The organism is Geobacter anodireducens (genome assembly GCA_001628815.1).
Taxonomy (GTDB): Bacteria; Desulfobacterota; Desulfuromonadia; order Geobacterales; family Geobacteraceae; genus Geobacter; species Geobacter anodireducens.
Genome location: CP014963.1, coordinates 1058754 through 1082446 on the forward strand (window position 1 = coordinate 1058754; position 23693 = coordinate 1082446).

At 66.5% G+C, this 23693-nt stretch carries 13 protein-coding genes and 8 pseudogenes; 14 read left to right on the plus strand and 7 right to left on the minus strand.

All coding sequences use genetic code 11. From position 1 onward, the window contains the following. Positions 1-172: 172 nt before the first annotated feature. A pseudogene (locus A2G06_04955) lies at positions 173-2079 on the plus strand (arginine decarboxylase). Between the two features lie 316 nt (positions 2080-2395). Next, positions 2396-3471: pseudogene (locus A2G06_04960) on the plus strand (ribosome small subunit-dependent GTPase A). Positions 3472-3480: 9 nt separating this feature from the next. On the opposite strand, the pseudogene fusA reads toward A2G06_04960, so the two are convergent. Then, positions 3481-5549: pseudogene (gene fusA / locus A2G06_04965) on the minus strand (elongation factor G). A gap of 151 nt (positions 5550-5700) precedes the next feature. Between fusA and A2G06_04970 the strand changes: the two are divergent. From A2G06_04970 to A2G06_04985, 4 genes are all read left to right on the plus strand, one after another. Beyond that, entirely contained in the window at positions 5701-7554 is a 1854-nt protein-coding gene (locus A2G06_04970) for an iron dicitrate transport regulator FecR (protein ID ANA41595.1), read from the plus strand. Between the two features lie 89 nt (positions 7555-7643). Then, a complete protein-coding gene (locus A2G06_04975) occupies positions 7644-8945 on the plus strand; it encodes a nitrite reductase (protein ANA39809.1) in 1302 nt (433 codons plus the stop codon). Between the two features lie 182 nt (positions 8946-9127). Next, positions 9128-9862, plus strand: a complete 735-nt coding sequence (locus A2G06_04980) for a hypothetical protein (protein ANA39810.1) — start codon at positions 9128-9130, stop codon at positions 9860-9862. Further along, a complete protein-coding gene (locus tag A2G06_04985; protein ANA41596.1) occupies positions 9862-10365 on the plus strand; it encodes a nitroreductase in 504 nt (167 codons plus the stop codon). Before A2G06_04980 ends, A2G06_04985 begins: the two co-directional genes overlap by 1 nt. A gap of 21 nt (positions 10366-10386) precedes the next feature. Here the strand turns inward: A2G06_04985 and A2G06_04990 are convergent. Both A2G06_04990 and A2G06_04995 read right to left on the minus strand, forming a co-directional pair. After that, positions 10387-11779 (minus strand): annotated as a pseudogene (locus tag A2G06_04990) (Fis family transcriptional regulator). A 34-nt stretch (positions 11780-11813) separates the two neighbouring features. Then, positions 11814-12722: a LysR family transcriptional regulator gene (locus A2G06_04995; protein ID ANA39811.1), complete on the minus strand. Its 909-nt coding sequence runs from the start codon at positions 12720-12722 to the stop codon at positions 11814-11816. Between the two features lie 126 nt (positions 12723-12848). Here A2G06_04995 and A2G06_05000 point away from each other — a divergent pair, with 126 nt between their 5' ends. From A2G06_05000 to A2G06_05035, 8 genes and pseudogenes are all read left to right on the plus strand, one after another. Next, complete coding sequence (locus tag A2G06_05000) at positions 12849-13367, plus strand: hypothetical protein (protein ID ANA39812.1); 519 nt, start codon at positions 12849-12851, stop codon at positions 13365-13367. Between the two features lie 16 nt (positions 13368-13383). Beyond that, positions 13384-13969 (plus strand): annotated as a pseudogene (locus tag A2G06_05005) (SirA family protein). A gap of 49 nt (positions 13970-14018) precedes the next feature. Beyond that, positions 14019-14780, plus strand: coding sequence for a 2-hydroxyglutaryl-CoA dehydratase (locus A2G06_05010; protein ID ANA39813.1), 762 nt, complete (start codon positions 14019-14021; stop codon positions 14778-14780). A gap of 33 nt (positions 14781-14813) precedes the next feature. Next, positions 14814-15977, plus strand: a complete 1164-nt coding sequence (locus tag A2G06_05015; GenBank protein ANA39814.1) for a hypothetical protein — start codon at positions 14814-14816, stop codon at positions 15975-15977. Positions 15978-16004: 27 nt separating this feature from the next. Then, positions 16005-16427, plus strand: a complete 423-nt coding sequence (locus A2G06_05020; GenBank protein ANA39815.1) for a hypothetical protein — start codon at positions 16005-16007, stop codon at positions 16425-16427. Continuing rightward, positions 16424-17635, plus strand: a pseudogene (locus A2G06_05025) (sulfurtransferase). Before A2G06_05020 ends, A2G06_05025 begins: the two are co-directional and overlap by 4 nt. A 159-nt stretch (positions 17636-17794) precedes the next feature. After that, a pseudogene (locus tag A2G06_05030) lies at positions 17795-18627 on the plus strand (sulfurtransferase). Between the two features lie 118 nt (positions 18628-18745). Then, positions 18746-19489, plus strand: a complete 744-nt coding sequence (locus tag A2G06_05035; GenBank protein ANA39816.1) for a sulfurtransferase — start codon at positions 18746-18748, stop codon at positions 19487-19489. A 70-nt stretch (positions 19490-19559) separates the two neighbouring features. Here A2G06_05035 and A2G06_05040 read toward each other — a convergent pair whose 3' ends face one another. The 4 genes and pseudogenes from A2G06_05040 to A2G06_05055 form a co-directional block, all read right to left on the minus strand. Further along, entirely contained in the window at positions 19560-19985 is a 426-nt protein-coding gene (locus A2G06_05040) for a cytochrome C (GenBank protein ID ANA39817.1), read from the minus strand. A 178-nt stretch (positions 19986-20163) separates the two neighbouring features. Beyond that, positions 20164-21087: a hypothetical protein gene (locus A2G06_05045; GenBank protein ID ANA39818.1), complete on the minus strand. Its 924-nt coding sequence runs from the start codon at positions 21085-21087 to the stop codon at positions 20164-20166. Then, positions 21084-21848: a glycosyl transferase family 2 gene (locus A2G06_05050; GenBank protein ANA39819.1), complete on the minus strand. Its 765-nt coding sequence runs from the start codon at positions 21846-21848 to the stop codon at positions 21084-21086. Before A2G06_05050 ends, A2G06_05045 begins: the two co-directional genes overlap by 4 nt. A gap of 109 nt (positions 21849-21957) precedes the next feature. After that, positions 21958-23622, minus strand: a pseudogene (locus A2G06_05055) (hypothetical protein). Positions 23623-23693 lie beyond the last annotated feature (71 nt).

Consider the following 23693-nt stretch of genomic DNA (forward strand, 5'->3'; position numbering starts at 1 on the left):
ACGCCGCGTCCTCGAAACCCTGCCTCAACGTAGCGCTGCTACGCCTCGGCACGGTTTCTGCGGGCCGGCACCGATCTGGCCGAAATCTCTCGCCCCTTGGGAAAACCGTAAACTGAAAACGATTACCTAACAGCGGCGTTAGTGCGCGAATATGGCGTCGCCAGGAGAGCATATGGAACGTTGGTCGATTAACGAATCTGCGAAGATCTACAACCTCCCCAACTGGGGCGCCGACCTCTTCTCCATCAACAAGAAGGGGAACGTCTGCGTGCACCCGTCACCCACGTCCAAGCATTCCATCGACCTACGTGCCTGGTGGACGATCTGATCAAGCGCAAGATCAAGCCCCCTATCCTGCTCCGGTTCATGGACGTGCTCCAGGGGCGGATCGCATCCATCAACCGGGTGTTCAAGAACGCCATCGACGAGAACGACTACCCGGCCACCTACCAGACCTTCTACCCCATCAAGGTGAACCAGCAGCGCCAGGTGGTGGAGGCCATCGCCAAGTTCGGCAAGCGCTACAACATCGGCCTTGAGGTGGGCTCCAAGCCGGAGCTGGTGATCGGCATCTCCTTTGCCACCGGCAACGGCATCCCCATCATCTGCAACGGCTACAAGGACACCGAGTATATCGAGACGGTCCTCTACGCCACCAAGATCGGCTACGACATCACCATCGTGGTGGAGAAGATGTTCGAGCTGGAGAAGATCATTGCCCTGTCGAAAAAGACCGGCATCAAGCCCAAGCTGGGCATCCGGGTGAAGCTCTCCTCCAAGGGGACCGGCAAGTGGGCCACCTCCGGCGGGGAGGACGCCAAGTTCGGCCTCCGGATGTCCGAGATCATCGCCGCCATCGGGCTTTTGGAGCAGAACGACCTCCTGGACCGGGTGAATCTCCTCCACTTCCACATCGGCAGCCAGATCACCAAGATCGACAAGATCAAGAGCGCCCTGATCGAGGGGACCCGCATCTATGCCGAGATGCGCAAGCTGGGGGTCGGCATCCGGTACGTGGACATCGGCGGCGGCCTGGGGGTCGACTACGACGGGTCCAAGTCCAGCTACTTCTCCAGCGTCAACTACTCCATCGAGGAGTACGCCAACGACGTCATCTACCAGATCAAGAACATCTGCGAAGATGCCGGCGTCGAATGCCCCAACATCATCTCCGAATCGGGGCGGGCCACGGCGGCCCACTACTCGGTGCTCGTGACCAACCTCCTCAACACCAACACGTCCAATGCCATGCCCGACTTCGAGGAAACCCTCAAGGGGGCGGAGAAACTGGCTCCCACGGTCAAGAAGCTGGTGGACATCTACAAGAGCATCGACCGCTACTCGCTGCGGGAGGACTACCATGACACGGTCCAGCTCATCCAGGAGGCGGTGAGCCTCTTCAACCTGGGCTACCTGACCCTCAACGAGCGGGCCATGGCCGAGTGGCTCCACGGCAAGATCCTGCGCAAGATCAACAGCATCGTGGAAAAGATCAAGCCGATCCCCGAGGAGCTCCAGAATTTCCAACTGAGCCTGCGGCAGACCCATTTCGCCAACTTCTCGCTGTTCCAGTCGATTCCCGACTCCTGGGCCATTGACCAGCTCTTCCCCATCGTGCCGATCCAGCGGCTCAACCAGAAGCCCGACGTGATGGCCACCATCGCCGACATCACCTGCGATTCGGACGGGGAGATCACCAGCTTCGTGGGAGAGAACGGCCGGACCAAGTTTCTGCCGCTCCACAAGATGCGCAAGGATGAGGCCTATTTCGTGGGCTTTTTCCTGATCGGCGCCTATCAGGAGATCCTGGGGGACATGCACAACCTGTTCGGCGACACCAATGCCGTGCACGTCACCTTCAACAAGAAGACCGGCTACAAGATCGACACGGTCATCCATGGCGACGCCACCTGGGAGAGCCTCAAGTACGTCCAGTACAAGGGGCCGGAGATCCTGAAGCACGTCCGCGACACCCTGGAGAAGGACGTGGCCCTGCGCAAGGTTACCATCGAGGAGAGCAGCCATTTCCTGGAACTGCTGGACCGGACGCTCCTGGGGTACACCTACCTGGGGGAGTGACGGGGCCCCGTCTGCCCCTTTCCGGCCGCCCGCAGCGGCAGCCGGCAGCCCCACCGCTTCGCCCCGGGAGAGGTCAGGGAACACCGGCCTGGACCTCTCCCTCCGAAAAAACTCCAAGCGACGCCCTTGTCCCCCGATTCGCCTTGCCAGCCATGGAGCCGATTTCCTGTCGCACCGGCATCCTGCTGTTTTGCGGGACTTTTTTCTCCGGGAGAGCCCCCGGCCCCCTTGCGGGACGTTCAGAGAAAATGTGACACAGTAGACGCAGGACCCTCAACGGAATGTCCGCGCATGAAGCCACCCACGAGGGAGCCAGATGGAACTGCTTGAAAAAATGGGATGGGATGACTGGTTCGCCGCCCATGCCGGGGCGTCCTCCGACGCGGCCGGCCGGGGCGGGTCGTTGCCGAGCAGCGCGGCGAATACCGGGTGCGCACGGCAGACGGCGAGGTGGCGGCCATCCTTACCGGGCGGGCCATGCGGGAGACGGCCGGCGACCGGCTCGAACGGCCGGTGGTGGGCGACTGGGTGATCGTGGAGCCCGTTGCCGGCGACAGCACCGTCCTGGTGCGGGCCGTTCTGCCCCGCCGCACCATCCTGGCCCGCCGCGAGTCGGGCCGTGCGGCCGAGGTCCAGCCGGTGGCCGCCAACGTGGACATCGTCTTCATCGTGGCCGGACTGGACGGCGCCCTCAACCTCCGCCGGCTCGAGCGGTTCCTGGCCGCGGCCCGCGAGAGCGGCGCCGAACCGGTGGTGCTGCTCACCAAGAGCGATCTGTCCGGCGATCCGGCCGCACCGGCGGAGGAGGCCGCAACGGTCGCTCCCGGCATCCGGGTCATGACCGTCAGCTCCCTGGACGGCGCCGGGGTCGACGAAGTCGGGGCCCTTCTCGCCCCCGGCGTGACCGCCTGCTTCATCGGGCCGTCCGGCGTGGGCAAGTCGAGCCTGGTCAACCGCCTGGCAGGGGATCCGGTCATGGCCACCGGAGCCGTGCGCGAGCGGGACGCCAAGGGGCGCCATACCACCACCCATCGCCAGCTCATCCTCCTGCCGGGCGGGGGGATCGTCATCGACACGCCGGGGATGCGGGAGTTCGGCCTCTGGCAGGTGGACGAGGGGATCGACGCGGCGTTTCCCGAGATCGCGAAGCTGGCTGCCGGCTGCCGTTTCCACGACTGTTCCCACCGGCACGAGCCCGGTTGCGCCGTCCGCACCGCCCTGGCCGGCGGCGGGCTGGATCCGGGCCGCTACGGCAGCTATCTTAAGCTTCGGCTGGAAGAAGAAACCATGGCTACCCTGGCCGATGCCGAGGGGCGGCGGGAGCGCAAAAAGGGGGAGCGCCGCATGGCCAAGGGGCTGCGGACGGTGCTGCGCACAAAGGAAAAGAAGTAGCCGTCCGGTTCACGCCTCCAGGCCGAAGCGCCGCAGCACCTCGGCCGGTGCCCGGTCGTGGTGGGAGAATTCCATGGTATAGGTGCCGCGCCCCTTGGTGGCGCTGCGCAGTTCGGTCATGTAGCCGAACAGTTCCGCCAGGGGGACCAGGGCCCGGATGGTTTCCGTGTCGCCCTGGCTGCTGATCCCCTCGATCCGTCCCCGCTTCTGCTGGACCGAACCGAGGACCTTGCCGGCATAGTCGGCCGGGATGACGATCTCCAGGTTCATGACCGGCTCCAGGAGCGTGAGCCCCGCGTCCCGGGCCGCCAGCATGAGCCCCCTGCCTGCCGCCGCACGCACTCCCGCCTCGGTGGTCACTCCCGGCTCCACCGGAACCGCCGCCACCCGCACCTCCAGATCAGTGAGGGGATAGCCGGTGCGGGACCCGGCAGAGCAGGCCCGGCCGATGCTGTCGGCTGCCGCGTCCCGCAACTCCTTGCCGATGCCCGGTTCCGCGGCGTCCGGCACGCTCACCCGCACCCCGGCCCCCCGCGGCAGGGGCGAAAGCTGCAGCAGGACCTCTCCCCCCTGGACCTTCCCCTCGTGCTCGGCCCGGAAGACCTCCCGCCGCTCCACCGGCCGGGTGATGGTTTCCCGATAGACCACCTGGGGCCGCCCGGTCTTCACCCCCACGCCGAATTCCCTCTGCAACCGGTCCACAACCACTTCCAGGTGGAGCTCACCCATGCCGGTGAGAATGGTCTGGCCCGTTTCCTCGTCCTCGTGGACCCGGAAGGTGGGGTCTTCCCACTGGAGCTTCTCCAGGGCCGGCAGGAGCTTGTCCCGGTCGTCCACCCCGCGGGCCTCCACCGCCAGCGACACCACCGGCTCCGGCACGGCCAGTCCCTCCAGCACGATCCGGTGGGCCGGGTCGCAGAGGGTGTCGCCGGTCAGCACCTCCTTGAGCCCTGCCGCCGCCACGATGTCGCCGGCGGCCGCCTCCTCGATCTGTTCCCGCTTGTGGGCATGCATCCGGAAGAGCCGGGCGAGCTTCTCGAAGCACCCCCGGGAGCTGTTCCAGACCGCGCCGCCCGCCTTGATGGTGCCCGAATAGACCCGGAGGTAGGTGAGCTTGCGCCCCTCTTCCGACTGTACCTTGAAGGCCAGGGCGCAGAAGGGGCCGCGCGGGTCGCAGGGGAGTTCGTCAACGGTTTCGCTGCCGGGGCGTTGGCCTTTGGCAGGGGGGACGTCAAGGGGAGAGGGGAGAAAGTCGACCACGGCATCCAGCAGCGGCTGGATCCCCTTGTTCCGGAGGGCCGAGCCCAGGAGCACCGGGAAGATGCGGCAGGCCAGGACCCCGCGCCTGAGCGCGCCCCGCAGCCGGTCGGCGGAGATATCCTTGTCCTCCAGGAGATCGGCGAGGATGGCGTCGTCGAAATCGGCGGCCGCCTCGGCAACGGCATCCCGGGCCTCGCGCGCCGCGTCCAGCAGGTCCGCCGGCACGGGACCCCGGCTGACGGTCCGCCCCTGGTCCCCCTCGGCAAAGGCAACCAGCTCCGCGGCAAGGAGGTCGATCACCCCGCGGAAGCCGGTTTCCTCGCCCACGGGGAGTTGGAGGAGCACCGGCCGGGCCTTGAGCTTCTCCTCCATCTGGCGCAGGGTGCCCCGCAGGTCGGCGCGACCCGGTCCATCTTGTTGATGAAGCAGATGCGGGGGACCCGGTAGCGGTCGGCCTGGCGCCAGACCGATTCGCTCTGGGGCTGGACCCCCTCCACGGCGCTGAATATGGCCACTGCGCCGTCGAGGGCCCTGAGGCTCCGCTCCACTTCGATGGTGAAATCGATGTGCCCCGGCGTGTCCACCAGGTTGAGTCGGTGGTTGCGCCAGGTGCAGACGGTGGCGGTGGAGGTGATGGTGATCCCCCGCTCCTGCTCCTGGGGCATCCAGTCCATGACCGCGTCGCCGTCGTGGACTTCGCCCATCTTGTGGGTTTCGCCGGTGTAGAAGAGGATGCGTTCGGACACCGTGGTCTTGCCGGCGTCAATGTGGGAGATGATGCCGATGGTGCGGACCTGGTCGAGGGGGGGGCGGGCCATGGGACCTCCGGGACGCGAATTGTCCGACAGTATAGCGAAAAGGAGCGGTCTTTGCCAGACGGATGGAGGGTGCGTTGCGGCCCGTTCATCCGCCGCTACAATTGTGAAACAGCCCGGTGTCCCGCGCGGGACGCCGGAGGGGAGGTTGATCATGGGAATCGCGAGTCGCGCAGCAGCGTTGTGCGCCGTTGTGATCCTCTGGGCCGCGTCGGCTGCCGCCGCGGCCCAGTTGGGCACGGCCCGGCTTTCGCTGGTGGCGGGAGACGTGCAGATGCTCACCGAGGACACCAATGAGTGGGTAGCGGCGGCGGTCAACACGCCGCTGGCCGAAGGAGACCGGCTCTGGTCGCCGGAGGGGAGCCGGGCGGAGATCCAGGTGCGGGGAGGAGTCCAGGTGCGGGTCGATGCCCGGACCGCCCTCGACATCGTCGACCTGGGCCGGGAATCGTTCCAGCTCAGCCTGGCCGAAGGACGGGCCTATCTCACCAATCGCAAGGGCGGGGTCGACCGCATCCGGGTCGACACCCCCTACGCCTCGACCGGCATCTACGACAACTCCATCGTCATGGTTGACGCCACGAGCGGAGGCGCCGCGGTCGTGGCCGTGATCAAGGGCTATGCCGTGGTGGAGACCCGCCAGGGCACGACGCGCGTCTCCGCCGGCAGCGAGCTGCGGCTGACGGTCGACGAGCAGGCGGAGATCGCCCCGATCGGCTCGCCCGACGAGTGGGAAACCTGGAACCGGAAGCGGGACCGGGTGCTGGCCGATGCGGCCGAAAGCCTCCGCTACGTGCCCGACGAGCTGGACGACTACGCGGCCGACCTGGACGCCAACGGCCGGTGGCTCTACGCGGGGGAGTACGGCTACGTCTGGTCGCCCCGGGTCTCAGCCGTCGTGGATTGGGCCCCCTATCGGCTGGGGCGGTGGACGTGGGTGCGCGGCTCCTACGTCTGGATATCCTATGAGCCCTGGGGGTGGGCGCCCTACCACTACGGGCGGTGGGTATTCGTGTCCCGGGTCGGCTGGTGCTGGGTGCCTCCCTCCCGCGGCGCCGCCTACTGGGGGCCGGGGTACGTGGGGTGGGTGTACAGCTCGGACACCGTGGCCTGGGTCCCGCTGGCGCCGGGCGAGGTCTACTACGGCATCGGCTTTTACGGCCCCTTCAGCGTCGATATCACGAACGTGGCGGTGAATCCGGTAGTGGTCCGCACATACCGCCACATCCACGTCCGCAACGCCGTCACCATCATCGACCGGGACACCTTCATCACGGGGAGGAGAGGGCGTTCGATTGCGCGGGAGAACCCGTTCATCTCCGCCAGGGTCGAGGTGGGTCCCCCGGCCATCAGGCCCGCCCGGGAAACCCGGCGCCCCATCGACAAGCGGATAGCCCCCGAACGGCAGCCGCCGGAGCGCATCAGGAAGCTGAAGCCGGAGGAGGTACGGCGCGACCGCCGCCCGGTTCCCGGCGATGCGGGATCGGTCTTCGGCCCCGGCCGCCAGGCCGGCGAAATGCGGGTGAAGCACCGCGAAACGCCGCGCCGCCAGGAGACGGCGCCGGCACTGTCCGGCAATCGGCAGGGCGGAAAAGGTGCCGGGCTCCCCACCGGTCGCGAACGGTTACCAGAAGGGAAGGGACGCAACGCGTCCCCGCCCCCGCGCGCCGTTCCCGGTAAGGAGCCGTCCCCCCGGCCACGCCCGGATGACGCGGCGCGCCAGCCCCGCGTCCAGCAACGGTCGCCCCAGGTGAAGACGCCTGCCCCCGACACGATGAAGCAGGTGCCGGAGAGGAAAAAGCAGGCCCCCGCCCCTGGGAAGCAGGCACCGCAGGTAATGCCGGCGTCCCCCGGCAGTGCCGGCAGCCAGGGACGGGAAATCTCGGAGCGTCCCGCGCCCCGCCCGGAACAGGCCCGCGAGCCCGAACTCCAGCGTCCGGCCCGTGAGCGACGAGACGAGGGGCAGGGAAAGGGTCGAAAAAAGTACGACAAAGATGATCGAGAATAGTACGGTGTATTGCCGGAAATATTTTATTGTTTTAAGTACGACATTTGTGTGGTACCCTTTGGTAAAATTATTTACCAAAGAGGTAAACAATGCGATTCGATCCGCAACAGCTCAGAATTGACGGCGTGTATGCCCAGCGGCACCCCGGAACCTTCATGCTCCGGATAAAGGTGCCGGCGGGCATTCTTTCAGCGGAGCAGGCCGAGGCGGTGGCCGGCATCGCGGACCGGTTCGCCGGCGGCCTGCTCCATCTTACCACCAGGGGAAGCATCGAGCTGCACGGCCTCACCGAGGATCACCTCCCATCGGTCTGGCGCGGCCTTGCCGCCGTGGGCCTCACCACCCGCGGCGCCTGCGGCGGGGCGGTACGCGGGGTGGTCTGCGGCTCGGTCACCGCCGCGGCCTGGCCCCTGGTCCAGTCGCTGGCCCACAAGCTCCATCTGCACTTTACCCGCAATCCACATTTCGAGGCACTGCCTAAAAAATTCAAGATCGGCGTGTTCACCGGCGACAACGAAGGGCGCCACCTGATCCAGGATCTGTCGCTCGTGCACCGGGAGAACGAGGCCGATGCTCCGCGCTACGACGTCTGGGCGGCCGGCGGCCTCGGCCGGGAACCCTTGCCGGCATTCCTGGTGGAGGAGGCGGTGGCCGAGGATCGGATCATCCCCCTGGTGGAGGCCATTGTCCGGGTCTACAAGGAGCGTGCGCCCAAGGGAAAGCGTCTCAAGCATCTGGTCCGCGACCTGGGCCGCGAGGAATTCCTCGCCCTGGTGGCGGAGCGCCGGGGAGACCAGCCCCTGCCCCTGGCCGACTTCTTCAGCGGCGAGCTGTTCCCGTCCGTCGCCGCCGGCAACGTCTGCGTGGAGGCACCGGTCTTTGCCGGCGAACTGACAACGGGCGGCCTGCGGTCCTTGGCCGCCGTGGCCCGTGACGTTGCCGGCGGCTTCATGGTGCTCACCGGCGATCAGAACGTGCGCTTCCTCCTGCCCGAGGCCGCGCGCCGTCAGGACGCCCTCGACGCCATGGCCGCCGCCGGGTTCGCTGCGGACCGCCCCGAACAGCGGGTAGCCTTCCGCATCTGCCCCGGCAGCCACGAATGCGCCATGGGGCTCGCGCCGACCAGGGACGTGGCCCGGGCCGTCATCGGCGCCATGAACGACGACGCCGCGGCGCTCCGGTGGTCCATATCCGGCTGCCCCAACTCCTGCTCCCAGCCCCAGCTTGCCCGGGTGGGGATCGTCACCGCCAAGAGCGTCAAGGGAGAGGACGGACAACGCCGCCCCCTCTTCGACCTCTATCGCCGCGAAGATGACGGCAGCCTGGGTGTCCTGGTCGGGAGCGGGCTCGAACTGGAAGAGCTCGTGGCGGCCGTGCGTCTCGAACGCTGACCGCTGCCACGTGCCGGAGGGACGGGTTGGCATGTTAATTGTAAATTTGCATTACCTAACGAGTTGTATTATACAGGACGGGGTAGTGCGAAGGATCTGCAATGGCCGCAACTCTCCGGAGAAACTTCCGTTTCGCGGAGAGGGCCCTGGTGCCGGTGTAAGCCAATTGACGGGAGGTTGACGTGGAGTTTCTCCATAATGTCACCATAGTGACTATCGTTGAGGTCTTCTTCTGGCTGATCGCCGCCATCATCAGCATCTATTTCAGCATCGGCAATGCCCGCCTCTGGACTAGCATCGCCATCGGCTTCTGCCTCATTTTCTTCAGCCAGGCGTACGCGCTCAACCCCTTTTCCATGTACCACCATCTGGCGGCGGTCCACTACGTGATCAGCACCATCGCCATCATTGTCCTGACATTCGGGTTCCGGGAGTACTACCTCTTCACCCGGACCCTCGAAATAACCGGCAGCAAGCGCACCGTCGCCACCCTGACCGTGGGAGCCATCGCACTGTCGGCTCTGTTCATTTACACCAACCCGCCGCCGTCCGATTACGTCCTGCGCCAGATCAGGATGATCGACAACGCCAACTGGGTCTTTCTTTCCATCGTCAACTTCGACATGATTCTGAAGATTTACCGCCAGATCAAGGACTCCCCCATCTCCGGCGGATTCATCGCCTTCGGCGTTGCCTTTGTCTGCCTGTTCCTCTGGAAGGGGTCGGCCCTCTACCTCCAGGTCTACCAGTGGGACCCGGAGTGGGTTGACCTGATCGAGTTCCTGGGCGGGGCTTCCAATGCGGCCGACTTTCCGGGCCGGATAGCCTTCTCCATGTCGGTCCACCAGGCCATGAGCCTCGTCTCGGCCATGACGGTGGGGGGATCGTTCATCTACCTGTGGCGGTTGATGCGCTGATGGAACTGCTCGAAGGGATTTTTTCGCGCCGCAGCGTGCGGCAGTTCACCGATGAGCCGGTGAACCCCGCGGAGGTGAAGGAGATCATCCGGGCCGGGGCATGGGCACCGTCCGGACTCAACAACCAGCCGTGGCGGTTCGCCGTTGTCCGCGACCGGGAAAAGCTCCGGGACCTGGCGGGGCTCACCCGCTACCGCCACATCGTGGAAGGGGCGCCGGTCAGCATTGCGGTGTTCTGCGACCGGGACGCCATGTACCACGAGACCAAGGACCATCAGGCCATGGGGGCCTGCCTCCAGAACATGCTGCTGGCGGCCCACGCCCTGGGGCTCGGGGCCGTGTGGCTGGGCGAGATCCTGAAGAGCGCCGGCCAGGTGCGAGACCTGCTGGGGCTCCCGCCGAACCTGGAGCTCATGGCGGTGATCGCCGTGGGACGGCCGTCCGGGGTTCCCCACCACTCGGACCGCAAGCCCCTGTCAGAACTGATCGTCGCGGAATTCTGACCCCGCGGTACCTGCCGTTTCCTATCCCCCGTCGCTTCCGCCCCCGTGCAATCCATGCCGCGCCATCTTGTAGCGCAGCGTTCCCCGTGGAATCTTGAGAATCTGGGCCGCCTGCAGCACGTTGTTGCCGGTCATGTCCAGGGCCGCAGCGATGAGCTGCTTCTCGTAGCGGTCGGTGGCCGCTTCGAGCCCCAGGGCCAGGTCCGCGGTCACATCCGTGGCCGGCGGGGCAGCGGCCCCCTCGGTCTGCTTGATCTCGGGCGGCAGGTGGTTCGGGGTCAGTTCCGGGCCGTCATGCATGATGCAGATCCGCTCGATGACGTTTTTCATCTCGCGGATGTTGCCGGGCCAGGGGTGCGTTTCCAGCAGCCGCAGGGCCTTGGCCGAGATGGTCTGGAAACTGCGGTTGAAGGTGCGGCCGTAGCGGTCCAGGTAGAATTTCGCCAGGACCGGGATATCCTCTTTCCGCTCCCGCAGCGGCGGGATGTGGATGGGAAAAACGTTGAGACGGTAGTAGAGGTCTTCCCTGAAGTTCCCCTCGCGGATGGCGTCGCGCAGGTTGCGGTTGGTGGCCGCGATCACCCGCACGTCGATGTCGATGTTCCGCGTCCCGCCGACCCGCCTTATTTTCCGGTCCTCCAGCACCCGCAGCAGCTTGGCCTGGATGGAGACGTCCATCTCGCCGATCTCGTCCAGAAAGATGGTCCCCTTCTGGCTTCCTCGAAGAGGCCGGGCTTGCGCTGGCTGGCATCGGTGAACGCCCCCTTCTCGTGGCCGAAGAGCTCGCTTTCCAGCAGTGAAACCGGCATGGACGCGCAGTTGATGGCGACGAAGGGGGCCTCGCGCCGGTCCGAGAGGTGGTGGATGGTGCGCGCCACCAGTTCCTTGCCGGTGCCCGACTCGCCGGTGATGAGGACCGTTGAGAGGGGGAAGCGGGCCACCTCCTTGACTTGGCGGATGATCTCCTTCAACCCCTCGCCGGCCCCCACCAGGGGGACGTTTTCGAACAGGGTCAGGTCCCCTTTGCGGAGATTGCGGACCTCGCGCCGCAGGGTCTGGGTCTGGAGCGCCAGCTTCACGATAACCCGCAGGCGTCCGCCTTGAAGGGCTTTTTCATGTAGTGGAAGGCGCCCAGCTTCAGGGCGTCCACGGCGCTTTCCACCGAGCCGAAGCCGGTGATGATGATGACGAGGAGCTCCGGGTCCAGGATCTTCAACTCCTTGAGCACCTCGATGCCGTCCTCGGTGCCCAGGTTCAGGTCCAGCAGGACCAGGTCCACGTCCTCGTCGGCAACGATCTCGCGCGCCTCGGTGCCGGAGGCGGCGCAGAGGGCCTGGTAGCCGTCTTCGGTGAGGATCCGCTCCACGTTTTCGCGGATGAACGCCTCGTCGTCTATGATGAGAATCTTTTCCATGGTGTGTAATGACGGGGGAGCGTCGAGCTGCGGGTCAGGCGGACCGGGTGCCGAGCCGGGTCCCGGTCAGCTCGCCGATGAAGGCGAGGGCCGGTGGGGAGAGTTCCCGGCCGGTGCGGGCGACGAGATAAAAGGTCCGGGCGATGGTCAGCCCCTCCACCGGCAGTTCGACCAGCTCGCCCCGGGCGAGCTCCTTGCGCACCGACAGCTCCGACACGAACGACAGCCCCAGACCGGTTGCCACTGCCTGCTTGACCGCCTCGTTGCTGCCCAGGCAGGCGCGGACGTGGAGCCTCTCGGCGGGTAGGCCCGCCTCCGCCAGTGCCTCGGCAACGCTCTTGGCCGTGCCCGACCCCCGCTCCCGGAAGACGAAGCCGTGGTTCGCCAGTTCGGCGAGGGGAACGGCTCCGGTGCCCGCCAGGGGGTGGCCCGGGGCGGCGATGAGCCGTATCTCGTCCCGGCCGAGGGGGGTGAAGGTGAACCCCTCCTCGTCGAAACGGCTGCCGATGATGCCCACCTCCGCGTCCTCCCGCTCGATCCGGTCCAGGATGTCGCGGCTGTCCCCCTGGAGCAGCGTCACCTGGACGCCGGGGTGCCGCCCCAGGAACGAGGCGAGCATGGCGGGAATCAGGTAATCGGCCGGGATGGTGCTGCCGCCGATGCGCAGCTCCGCCTCCTCCAGCCCCCGGAACCGCCGCATGACTTTGCTGATTTCGCGGCTGCCGGCCACAACTTTCCGGGCGTGCTCCAGCAGGATTTTCCCCCCCTCGGTGAGGAGCGCCCCTCGGCTCGTCCGGTCCAGGAGCCGCACGCCCACCTCGCTCTCCAGGGCGGCAATGTGCTGGCTCACGGTGGATTGGGTAAGGAAGGTGGCTTCCGCGCCGCGGGAGAAACTGCCGCTCTCGGCGACTGCCAGAAATACTTCGAGCTGCTTGAGGTTCATGGCGTGATATCGTCTTTCCCGATTGAAGTTATTTCATATATGAAAAATATCAATTTGACCTGATTCTGTCAATTAGTCGATAATTTGCACGGTTTTATCCTATGAATGTATCACGGAGGGATTCTCATGAAAAGGGAAGAAACGGAGTGCCCGGAGTCTTCGGCAGCGGATGCGGTTAGCAGGGGCGACTTCCTCAGGACCATCGGCATGGGGCTCGGCGCGGCAGGCCTTGCCGGGCTCATGGGTGGCCAGGCCTTTGCGGGTGACCCGGAGGGGAAAGGCAAATACGTCATCGTCATCACCCATGGCGGCAATGATCCGAACCGCGCCATCTTTGCCCTGCTCATGGCCCAGGTGGTTGCCGACAAGGGCTGGGGCAAGGTCCACGTCTGGATGACCCTGGAAGGAGCCGATCTGGCCAACAGCAACAAGGCCGGGCGGATCGAATCCCCCATCTTCAAGAAGTTCGGCAATGCCGAGAGCATCATGAAAAAGCTCAAGGACAAGGGGGCCTGGTTCGGCGCCTGCCCGCCGTGCGCCGAATATGCCGGCGCCGTGGGGGGCGACAAGTTCGATTTCGTGGAAAAGGCTGCCGGCGACTGGCTCATGAAGAACATCCAGGACTCCTGGGTCCTCTGGATGTAGGAAGGTTACAGCTTCTATGAAAACGATCGATTGCAGGAACATGGCGTGCCCGGCGCCGGTGGTGTCCACCAAGCGGGCGCTGGAGGAGGCGGGCGGAGAGACCGTGCGGGTGCTCGTCGATGGGGGGCCCCCGCGAGAACGTGGCCCGCTTCGCCGCCAACCGGGGGTTCCGGGTGGCCGTCGAGGAGGCGGACGGCGGCTTTGCCATCACCATCGGCAGCGGGGAGGGCGCCCCTTCAGCCCCGGCGGAGAACCCCGCGCGGCAGGGCCGGACGGTCATGCTCATCACCTCGGACCGCCTGGGCGACGGCCCCGAGGAACTGGGCCGGCTCCTGATGAAGAACTTCATCATCACGCTCCTGGACCAGGAGAGTCTCCCGGACCGGATGATGTTCCTCAACTCGGGCGTGCTCCTCACCACCGAAGGGTCGGAGGTGCTTCAGGCGCTGGAGCACCTGGGCAACCGGGGGGTGGAGGTCCTTTCCTGCGGCGTCTGCCTCGACTTCTTCCACTGCAAGGAGAAGCTCGCGGCCGGAACGGTAACCAATATGTTCACCACGGCCGAGGCGATGCTCACGGCCGGTTCCGTCATTCGCCTGTAATGGGTGCTGATTGTGTGATGCCGCGGCGCGGCTGCGGCGGGAGGCAGATATGGTGAGTGTCGGGATCGACATCGGCTCCACCGCCACCAAGGCCGTCGTGTTCGACGGCATGGTTCGCGGCCGGGCAGTGGTACCAACCGGCTGGGAGCCGCGCGAGGCGGGCCTTCGGGCCTTTCGCGAAGCTCTTTCGTCCGCCGGGCTCCGGGAAGAGAGCGTCTCCCGCGTGGTGGGCACCGGTTACGGCCGGGTGTCCCTGCCGTTCAGCGATCAACGGGTCACGGAGATTTCCTGTCACGCGCGCGGGGCCTGGTACCTGAATCCCGACACCCGCGCGGTCATCGATATCGGCGGCCAGGACAGCAAGGTCATCCTGGTAAGCGATGACGGATCGGTGTCCGACTTCATCATGAACGACAAGTGCGCCGCGGGCACCGGCCGTTTTCTCCAGGTCATGGCGGGCATCCTCGACCTCACCCTCGACGAGCTCGGCTCCCTGGCCGCGTCCAGCGAACCGGTGCCGCTCACCAGCATGTGCACGGTCTTCGCCGAATCGGAAATCATCGGCCTCCTCGCCCAGGGAACCCCCAAGGGCGCCATTGCGGCCGGCATCATCGACGCCATCGCCCGCCGGATGGAAGGGCTGGTGGGGCGGCTGGAGGCCCACGAGGGGATTACCTTCACCGGGGGGCTCGCCACCAACGGCTCCATCAGCGGCGTCATCGCCCGGCGGCTGGGGCTGTCCCTGCACGTGCCGGAAGACCCCCAGACCGTGGGCGCCCTCGGCGCCGCCCTCATCGGCTGCAATGCGTAGTATCCCGGTCCGGAAAGAGGCCATCCTGTCGCCATGATACATTCAGAAACCTTTGTCGAGATAGCCACCCTCAAGGAGCGCAATCTCATTGCCCTCAAGGAGGCCAGGGAAGCCGGCCGGCATGCGGTGGGCACCTACTGTCTCTTTTCGCCGACGGAACTGATCCTGGCGGCCGGCGCCATTCCCGTGTCGCTCTGCGGGACGAGCCAGAAGCCGATCCCCGCGGCCGAGAAGGTGCTGCCCCGCAATCTCTGCCCGCTCATCAAGTCGAGCTACGGGTTTGCCGTCACGGACACCTGCCCCTATTTTCACTTTGCCGACTTCCTCCTGGCAGAGACCACCTGTGACGGCAAGAAAAAGATGTATGAGCTTCTGGGGGAGCTCAAGCCGGTCCATGTAATGCAGCTTCCCCAGATCCAGGACGAGGCTGCCCTGGAATACTGGCTCCTTGAGGTCCGACGGCTCAAGGAGCGACTTGAGAACGAGTTTGGCGTGCAGATCACCGGCAAGGCCCTGACCGAAGCCATCCGACTCATGAACGAAGAGCGCCGGTCCCTCCAGGCGCTCCAGGACGTCTGCAAGGCCATCCCGTCCCCCATCAGCGGGCTCGACCTGCTGACCGTCCTTCACAACCGCGGCTTTTCCGTGGACCGGCGGGCAGCCATCGGGCTGGTGGATCGATTCGCGGCCGAGTTGCGGCAGATGGCCGCAGCGGGCATCTCGCCCTTCACCGAATCCACGCCGCGGATTCTGCTCACCGGCGTGCCCGTGGGGATCGGTTCGGAAAAGCTGATCCGGATCATCGAGGAGAGCGGCGCCTCGGTGGTCTGCCTGGAGAGCTGCGGGGCTTACAAGAAGGTGGAGCAGGTGCGGGAAGACGGCGACCCGCTTCGGGCCATCGCCGAACGGTACCTGAAGGTACCCTGCTCATGCATGTCGCCCAATGCCGGCCGATTGGAGCTGGTGGAGCGCCTGACGCGCGAATTCCGCGCGGACGGAGTCGTGGACCTGACCTGGCTCGGGTGCCATACCTATGCCGTTGAATCATCGGTCCTGAAGAAGCATCTTCAGCAGCGGACCGGTCTGCCGTTCCTCCAGATCGAAACCGACTATTCGGAGTCGGACACGGGCCAGCTGAAGGTCCGGGTCGAGGCATTCCTCGAAATCGTCCACCGTTCAATGAAGAGGACCGCCTAGGGCGGTCCCGGAAAAAAGGAGAATCGCATGAGAAGAGTAGTAGTCCTGGCAGCAATGATGGTGGTGGCCTTGGCGGTGGCGGCGCTGGCGGCCGATTACCGGTACGTGAATCAGGACACGTTCAAGCAGTGGGTCGAAGGGGGCAAGTCCATGGTCATCGTCGACATCCAGACCCCCGAGTCGTTCCAGAAGCGGCATTTCAAGGGTTCCCTCGAAACCAACGCCTATCCCGTCAAGAGCGACGAGGACAAGAAACGGCTCGACGCGACCCTCGAACGGATCAACGCCACCGCCGACGAGGTGGTGATCGTCTGCCCCCGGGGCGGCGGCGGGGCAAAGAACAGCTATGACTACCTGAAGTCCCGCGGTGTGGACGAGAAGCGGCTCTTCATCCTTGAAAAGGGAATGGAGGGGTGGCCCCATCCCCAGCTCTGCGAATCGGGCTCATGAGCCGTCCCCCCTGGTCCGCCGGTGACGTGGCAACGCGTTGCACCGCCTGCGGCATCTGCGTAGCCGAATGCGCCTTCCTGCGGGAGCACGGCACGCCACAGGCGCTGGCAGCGTCCTTTGATCCCCGGCGACAGGACCAGTCCCATCTCCCCTTCGGGTGCAGCCTGTGCGGCCTCTGCCGCGCGGTCTGCCCCGAAGGGGTCGATCCTGCCGCCCTGTTCCTTGCCATGCGGCGCGCCACCGCCGATGCCGGCACGCTGCAACTGTCTCCCTACCGGGGGCTCCTGTCCTACGAACGGGCCGGGACATCGAGACTTTTCACCTGGTACGGGCTTCCCGACGGGTGCCGCACGATCTTCTTTCCCGGCTGCGCGCTGCCGGGGACCCGCCCCCGGACAACGCTGAAGCTCTTCGACCTGCTGCGCGGCAACGACCCTTCCCTCGGCATGGTTCTCGACTGTTGCACCAAGCCGTCCCACGACCTGGGGCGGTCCGGGCACTTTGCGGCCATGTTCGGCGAAATGAAGGCCTACCTCCTGGCGCAGGGGGTGAAAACCGTCCTGGTGGCCTGCCCCAACTGCCACGGGGTGTTCTCCCGCTATGCTCCTGAGCTGGAGGTGGTCACCGTTTACGAGGTGCTGGCCCGGGCGGACATCGGCGTCGCCCGTGCCGCCGGCGGAGAGGTGACCGTGCACGATCCCTGCGTCTCGCGCGATAACGCCGGGGTGCACGCGGCCGTGAGAACACTGCTGGGCGCAGCCGGGCTCAGGGTTCGGGAAATGCCCCACCACGGCGCCCGGACCCTCTGTTGCGGCGAGGGGGGAGCGGTCCGCTGCACCGCGCCCCGCCTGGCCGGCGCGTGGACCTCCCTGCGCGCGGCAGAGGCCGGCGGCAGCACGACGATCACCTACTGTGCCGGCTGCGCCTCGTTTCTCGGCCCGCACACGCCCACCAGCCACGTGGCGGATCTCCTCTTCGAGCCGGAGGCCGCCCTGGCGGGCAGGGTCAAGGTGGCCAGCGGGCCCCTGACCTACCTGAACCGTCTCCTGCTTAAGAGGCGGTTGCGCCGCACCCTCCCGGTTGCCTCGTCGCGGGAGCGGACCTTTCGCGGCGATGCCGATGGCACCCGCAGACCCGCCGGCAGGAGCCGCGCCGCGCTCGTCCTCCTGGTGCTGGCGGTCGCCTGCGCCGTCGCACTGTTCATCCTTGGCAGCGGCATGCCGGGGGGGAGCGTTTTCAGATGATCGCAGGGAAGGCCGGTGTGCTGCGCCGGTCCGGGCGCGGTCAGGCCGGGTTCGACGCGGAGCGCACGGGATGATGTCGAAATGAGGAGGATTTCCCTGATGGAAAGATGCCGCGGGCGTTTCGTTCTGTTGACCGTTCTGGTCGCAGCCGTTGTGGTGGTGCTTGCCGCTTCCGGCGCATCAGCCCGCGATTTCGGGCTGATGGAGCCCCAGTCCCTGGCGCGCGCCGCCGGAACCTGGGTGGTGCTCGACGGCCGGCCGCGCTCCGACTGGCAGGCGGGTCACATCCCCGGCGCCCGGTCCTTTTCGTGGGAGAACTACACCAGGACAGACGACAGGGGGGTCCCCTACAAGCTCTGGCCGCCCCGCGACCTCGCCCGGGCCCTGGGAGCCATGGGGATCGACGAGCGGACTCCCGTGGTGGTTTACGGGGATGCGGACAAAAGCTGGGGAGGGGAGGGCTGGGCCGCCTGGGTCCTGGCCTGGCTTGGGCACAAGGGCCCCGTGCGGATGCTCGACGGCGGCATCCAGGCCTGGACCGCCGCGGGGCTTCCCCTCACGCGGGGCCATGAACGGTACAGCGGTGGCACCCTGACGTACCGCTCTGCCGTCCGGCCCGAGGAAGATATTACCACCGCCGAGCTGGAGCGTTCGCTCGGCACGGTCGCTATCATCGATACCCGCTCTTTTTTCGAGCGGCTCGCCGGCCGCATCCCCGGCTCGGTGCACATCCCCTGGGACAAGTTCTTCACGGGCAAGGAACGCCGGCCCCTGGCACCGGCCGAGGTGCGCAGGCTCCTGGCCAGGAACGGGGTCGATGCGGACCGGCCCGTTGTCTACTACTGCGCCGGGGGAATCCGGTCGGCGTACGCCTGATGGTGCACGAACTGGCCGGCCTGGGCCCGGCCCGCAATTACGAGGGCGGGATGGAGGAGTGGAAACGGCTGCATCGTTGAGCGACGCCGTTTTTCCGGCTGCCTCCCGGCGAACGGACCGAACTGTATGTGAGCCCCAATGCGGGGCATGATGCCCGCGCCCGCTGATCCGGGCCGGTTACCCAAAGGAGGAAGGTAGATGAGGCGAATCGCGCTGTTTGCACTGGTATGCGCTGCCGTGGCCCTGGGCGTCCTGGCCGGCAGTCCCGTCCGGGCCGCCGGGGATTACCCGGTTGTGACCACGGACCACCTGAAGGCCATGATCGACGAGAAGCAGGATTTCCTGCTGATCGATGCCAGGACCCCCGAGGAGTACGCGGAAGCGCACATCGTCGGAGCGGTCAACGTGCCGGAGAAGACCTTCGACAGCGCTTCGGCGCAACTCCCCGCCGACAAGGCGAAGCTCATCGTTCTCTACTGCAACGGCGTCAAGTGCGGCAAAAGCAAGCGGGTGGCCAAAAAGGTGGAACCCCTGGGGTACACCGCCATTGCCGTCTATAACGAAGGGATGCCGGTCTGGGAAGAGCGGGGCCTCCCCATCGTCACGGGGGCGGGCTACGGCAGGAAGATCGATACGACCAAGGTTCCGGCCGCCGAGCTGGACCGGATGATCCGCTCCGGCAGCCAGGACTATATCCTGATCGACGTGAGGGACGAGATGGAGTTCGAGGAGGGGCACATCCCCACGGCCATCAATATCCCGGCCGAGCAGCTTGCGGCCCGGTCCGACCAACTGCCCAAGGAAAAGAAGATCATCGTTTACTGCAATACGGGCAGCCGCAGCTACATGGCCTACAAGAAGCTGATCGGCCTCGCCTATCCCTCAATATTCCAGTCGCTGTTCGTCGAGTGGAAGGAGGCGGGGCTGCCGACGGCACGGTAACCGGATGCGGAACGGAAGGATTGGGCGGAAAAAGGGCCACCGGAGTCGGTGGCCCTTTTCGGTGGCGGGGCTACTGTTTGTGGAGGCTCTGCACGAAGCCGACCAGGGTGTCGATTTCGATTTCCTGGAAGGCTGACCCGAAGGCGGGCATGCCGTTGGGACGCCCCTTGACAATGCTTTCCTTGATAGCCTCGGGGGTCCTGCCGTACTTGAACTGGGCCTGGTCGAGGGCCGGTCCGCTGCTGGTCCCCGTGCCGTTGCCGTCCGTGCCGTGGCAACTGGCGCACCGCTTGTTGAAGATGGCCCGTCCCATGGCGGTCTGTTGCTGGTCGTTCATCCCCTCGGGCATGGCGGCCGGACCACCGGCGGACGGTGCGGGAGCCTGGGGTGCCTCCTGCTTCGAACAGCCGGTTGCGGCAAGGGCGGACATCACTGCCACGAGGACGGTGGCCCGTTGCAGGCGGCGGCGCTGGGCACTGATAGTTTTTGGAATCATGGCGTACCTCCGTTTGATAAAATACATCTCATGAAGTATAGTGAGGACCGATTGCCTGTCAAGAGGAGGGTTGTCAAGGGCCGTCCCACGGCACGTGCCGGGGGATGAGCCGGGCGAGGAGATCCAGGGTGTTGCTGCTCCCGCCCGCTGCGATGATCGGACACCGCGCCGCGCACCCTCACGTGCGCGGCGTTTTTTGTGCAACCATCACCAGGGTACCGCCCCGTCCCAGGAGCGTTTCCCCGATCACCAGCAGCGTCGCTGCCGGCGCGAAGAGCACCGCCAGCAGGAGGCTGATCAGGGTGAGAGCGCCGTGCCCGCCGCGCCGCCGGCCGGTCAGGGCGGCAAAGAGGATGTTGGGCACCGGCAGCAGCGCGTTGAGGGCGCTCTGGAGCCACCCCATCAGGTCGTACTCGAACTCGTGGTGCATGGTGCGGACAACCGCACATCCGTCAGCGGCCAGGAGCCGCCCCAGGGCCGCGCGGTTGAAGTGGTAGAGGTGTCTCGGCACGTCCAGGTGCAGCCAGTGTCGGCCGAAAAGCCAGCATTGAAGCCCGCCGGCATCCGGCACGGCCACCACCAGCACCCCGCCGGGGCCGAGCATGGCGGCGAGCCGCGCCAGGAGCCTCCGGGGGTCAGTCATGTGCTCCAGGCTGTGCCAGAGGGTGATGCAGTCGTAGGGGATGCCGTCGTCGGCGGCATCCACGCTGTGGCGCACATCGAGCCCCGCCTCCCGGGCCGCGGCCGGGTTCAGCTCGGTCCCCACCGTCCGCCAGCCCCGCTGTCCCGCCTCCAGGAGAAACGTCCCGTCCCCGCACCCCACGTCCAGAAGGCGCCTGCCCGCGCCATCGCCCCCGCAGGCAACGGTCACCCACCGGATGCGGCGTCGGGCGCACCAGGCGGCGGTCACGCCGTGCCGGCCCCCGTGATAGGCTGCCCCGTAGTAGGGTGCCATGTCGGCGGGTTGCGGCTCCGTATGCCCCAGGCCGCACCGGCCGCACCTGGTGAGGTGAAACCGTTCGCCGGTCTGGGGGTCGGCAACCTTGTCCAGCCAGGGGGCCAGCGGCCCGCCGCAGGCCCGGCACGCAGAAAGGCGGGTCATTGCGCCGCCGCCTGATCGTTGCGGGGGGTGAATCGCTCGGACCTGATCAGGCCCATCCGCGCCAGCCTGAACTCCAGGGCCGTGCCCAGGACCCCGAGGCCGTAGATGACGCTCCGCCGGAAATTGATGGACGAGGCATCCTCGAAGTACTTGGTCGGGCAGCTCAGCTCGCCGATCCGGTAGCCGTGCCAGATGATCTGGGCCAGCATCTGGTTGTCAAAGACGAAATCGTCGCCGTTGGCGTCCAGGGGGAGCTGCTCCAGCACCTGGCGGGAAAAGGCCCGGTAGCCGGTATGGTACTCGGACAGCTTGTGGCTCAGCAGCAGGTTCTCCACCAGGGTCAGCACCCGGTTGGCCACGTACTTGTAGAGGGGCATGCCCCCCTTCAGGGCGCCGATGCCCAGGATTCTCGAGCCGAGGACCGCGTCGAATTCGCCGTAGGCGATCATGGCGGCCATGGCGGTGATCAGCTTCGGGGTGTACTGGTAATCCGGGTGGACCATGATCACGATGTCCGCGCCCAGATCCAGGGCGGCCCGGTAACAGGTCTTCTGGTTGGCGCCGTATCCCTTGTTCCGGTCGTGGACGATGGTCCTGATCCCGAGCCGCTCGGCCACCTGGGCGGTCCGGTCGCGGCTGGCGTCGTCCACCAGCAGCACGTGGTCAACGTGCTCGAAGGGAATCTCGGCGTAGGTCATTTCCAGCGTCTTCTCGGCGTTGTAGGCCGGAAGCACGACAACTATCCTGCGTGAATTGAGCATGTAGGCACCGGGTCGGGGCCGCCGGCAGCGAAATGGCCGGTCGTGCCGCTTCCGCGCCGGCAACGGCCGGAGACGGAAGGTTGGGGTGTCGGGGAATGCGGCGTTCCGGTCAGGGGGCAGGGGCAGCCCCCGCCGTAGCCCCGGCGGGGGCCGTGGCGCGGAGCTTCGCGAGCCGCGCTTGCACCTCGGGCACGTACTCGCCGTACTCCACCGGCACGTAACGCAGGAAGAGCTCGTACTGTTCCGCGGCCCGGGTCGGCTTTCCCTGGATTTCATAGATCCGGCCCAGGTTGTAGCGGGCCATGACATTGGCGGGATTGGCCTCGACCGCGGCCAGGTAGCGGGCCGTGGCGCCGGCCAGGTCCCCCTGCCGCGCCGCCAGGTCCCCAACTGGGCCAGGGCGCCGGAGTGGCGCGGGTCGATCCCGACGGCGCGCTCCCATGCCGCGCGGGCGCCTGCCGTGTCCCCCCGTTCGATCAGGGCCGAGCCCAGATTGAAATACCCCTCGGCAGAACGGGGGTCGGTCTTGACCACGCTGGCGAACAGGCTGACGTCGTCGCGCCAGTCGCGGTTCCGCTCGAGGGTCGCCAGGGCCAGGAGAACCGTGATGCTTCCCACCACACCCCAGCCCGCCCGGGCCCCCCACCGGTCGAACAGCGGCCGCCCGGGCCCCCCACCGGTCGAACAGCGGCCCCCCCAGCACGGCCCCCGCAACCAGGCAGAACCCGGCGGCGGGCAGATACATGAACCGCTCGGCCATGGGGTAGCTGGGGATGGGGACGATGTTGGCGACCGGCAGGAAGTTGACCCCCAGCCAGAGCAGTCCGAAGCGGGCGGCCGGGCCGCCCCGGCGCAGGAGCAGCCACAGGCCGGCCGCGATGGCGAGCCATGCCGGCACGAGCCAGGGGGCCGACGCCCAGTCCGGCGGCACCGCATGAAAGATGGTGAGCCCGGCCGGGAAAAGGAACAGGGCCAGGTAGCGCGGAATGACATAGAGATTGCGGACCAGGCGCTGGGGAAGCTCCGCCGCTGCCATGCCGGTGCCGAGCACCCCTTCCAGGGCCGCAGACCGCATCAGAAGGTAGATGGCAATGGCGGCAATATAGGGGAGCAGCGACAGCCCCGGCCGGAAAAGGTCGCTTTCCCTGTCGCCGGTACCGTGAAATGGCCGGATCGCGTAGAGGAAGACGGGAACGATCACCATCAGAGCCGTTTCCTTGCACATGAGTCCCAGGAACAGCAGCAGCGCGCCGGCCAGGTGCCACGGCCAGCCGCCGGTGTCCCGCCCCCGCAGGAACGCCAGGAAGCAGGACAGGGCGAAGAAGAGGGCGAACAGGTTGTTGCGCGCCGAGATAAAAGTAACCGTCTCCACGTTGATGGGGTGCACCGCAAAGAGCAGGGCGGCCACCAGCGCGGCCGGCCCGGCGCTGAACAGGCGCCTCCCCAGCAGGTAGACGAGCAGGACGTTCAGCGCATGGAGCACCATGTTAACTGCGTGGAATCCCGCCGGATTCATGCCGAACAACTGGAAGTCAAGCAGGTAGGAGGCCCGGTTGAGGGGCCGGTAGTAGGGTTTCACGATATCGGGCGACAGGAGGATGTCGCGCAGGCTGGTGAAACTGCGGGTGGCCGGGTTTTCCACGATGATGTAGCCGTCGTCCCAGACGAAACCGTTGGCCAGGGTAATGAGATAGACCCCCAGGGCAACCGCCGCCAGGATGAGGGGTGGAAGCAGGGGGTGAGCGCCCGCGGCAGGGGAGCGGGAAGTGTCCATGGTGGTGTGACCTCGTGTGTGCGGAGCTGGGCAGTTGCCCACGGCTTTCAAGTTGAGTGCCATTTCAGCGG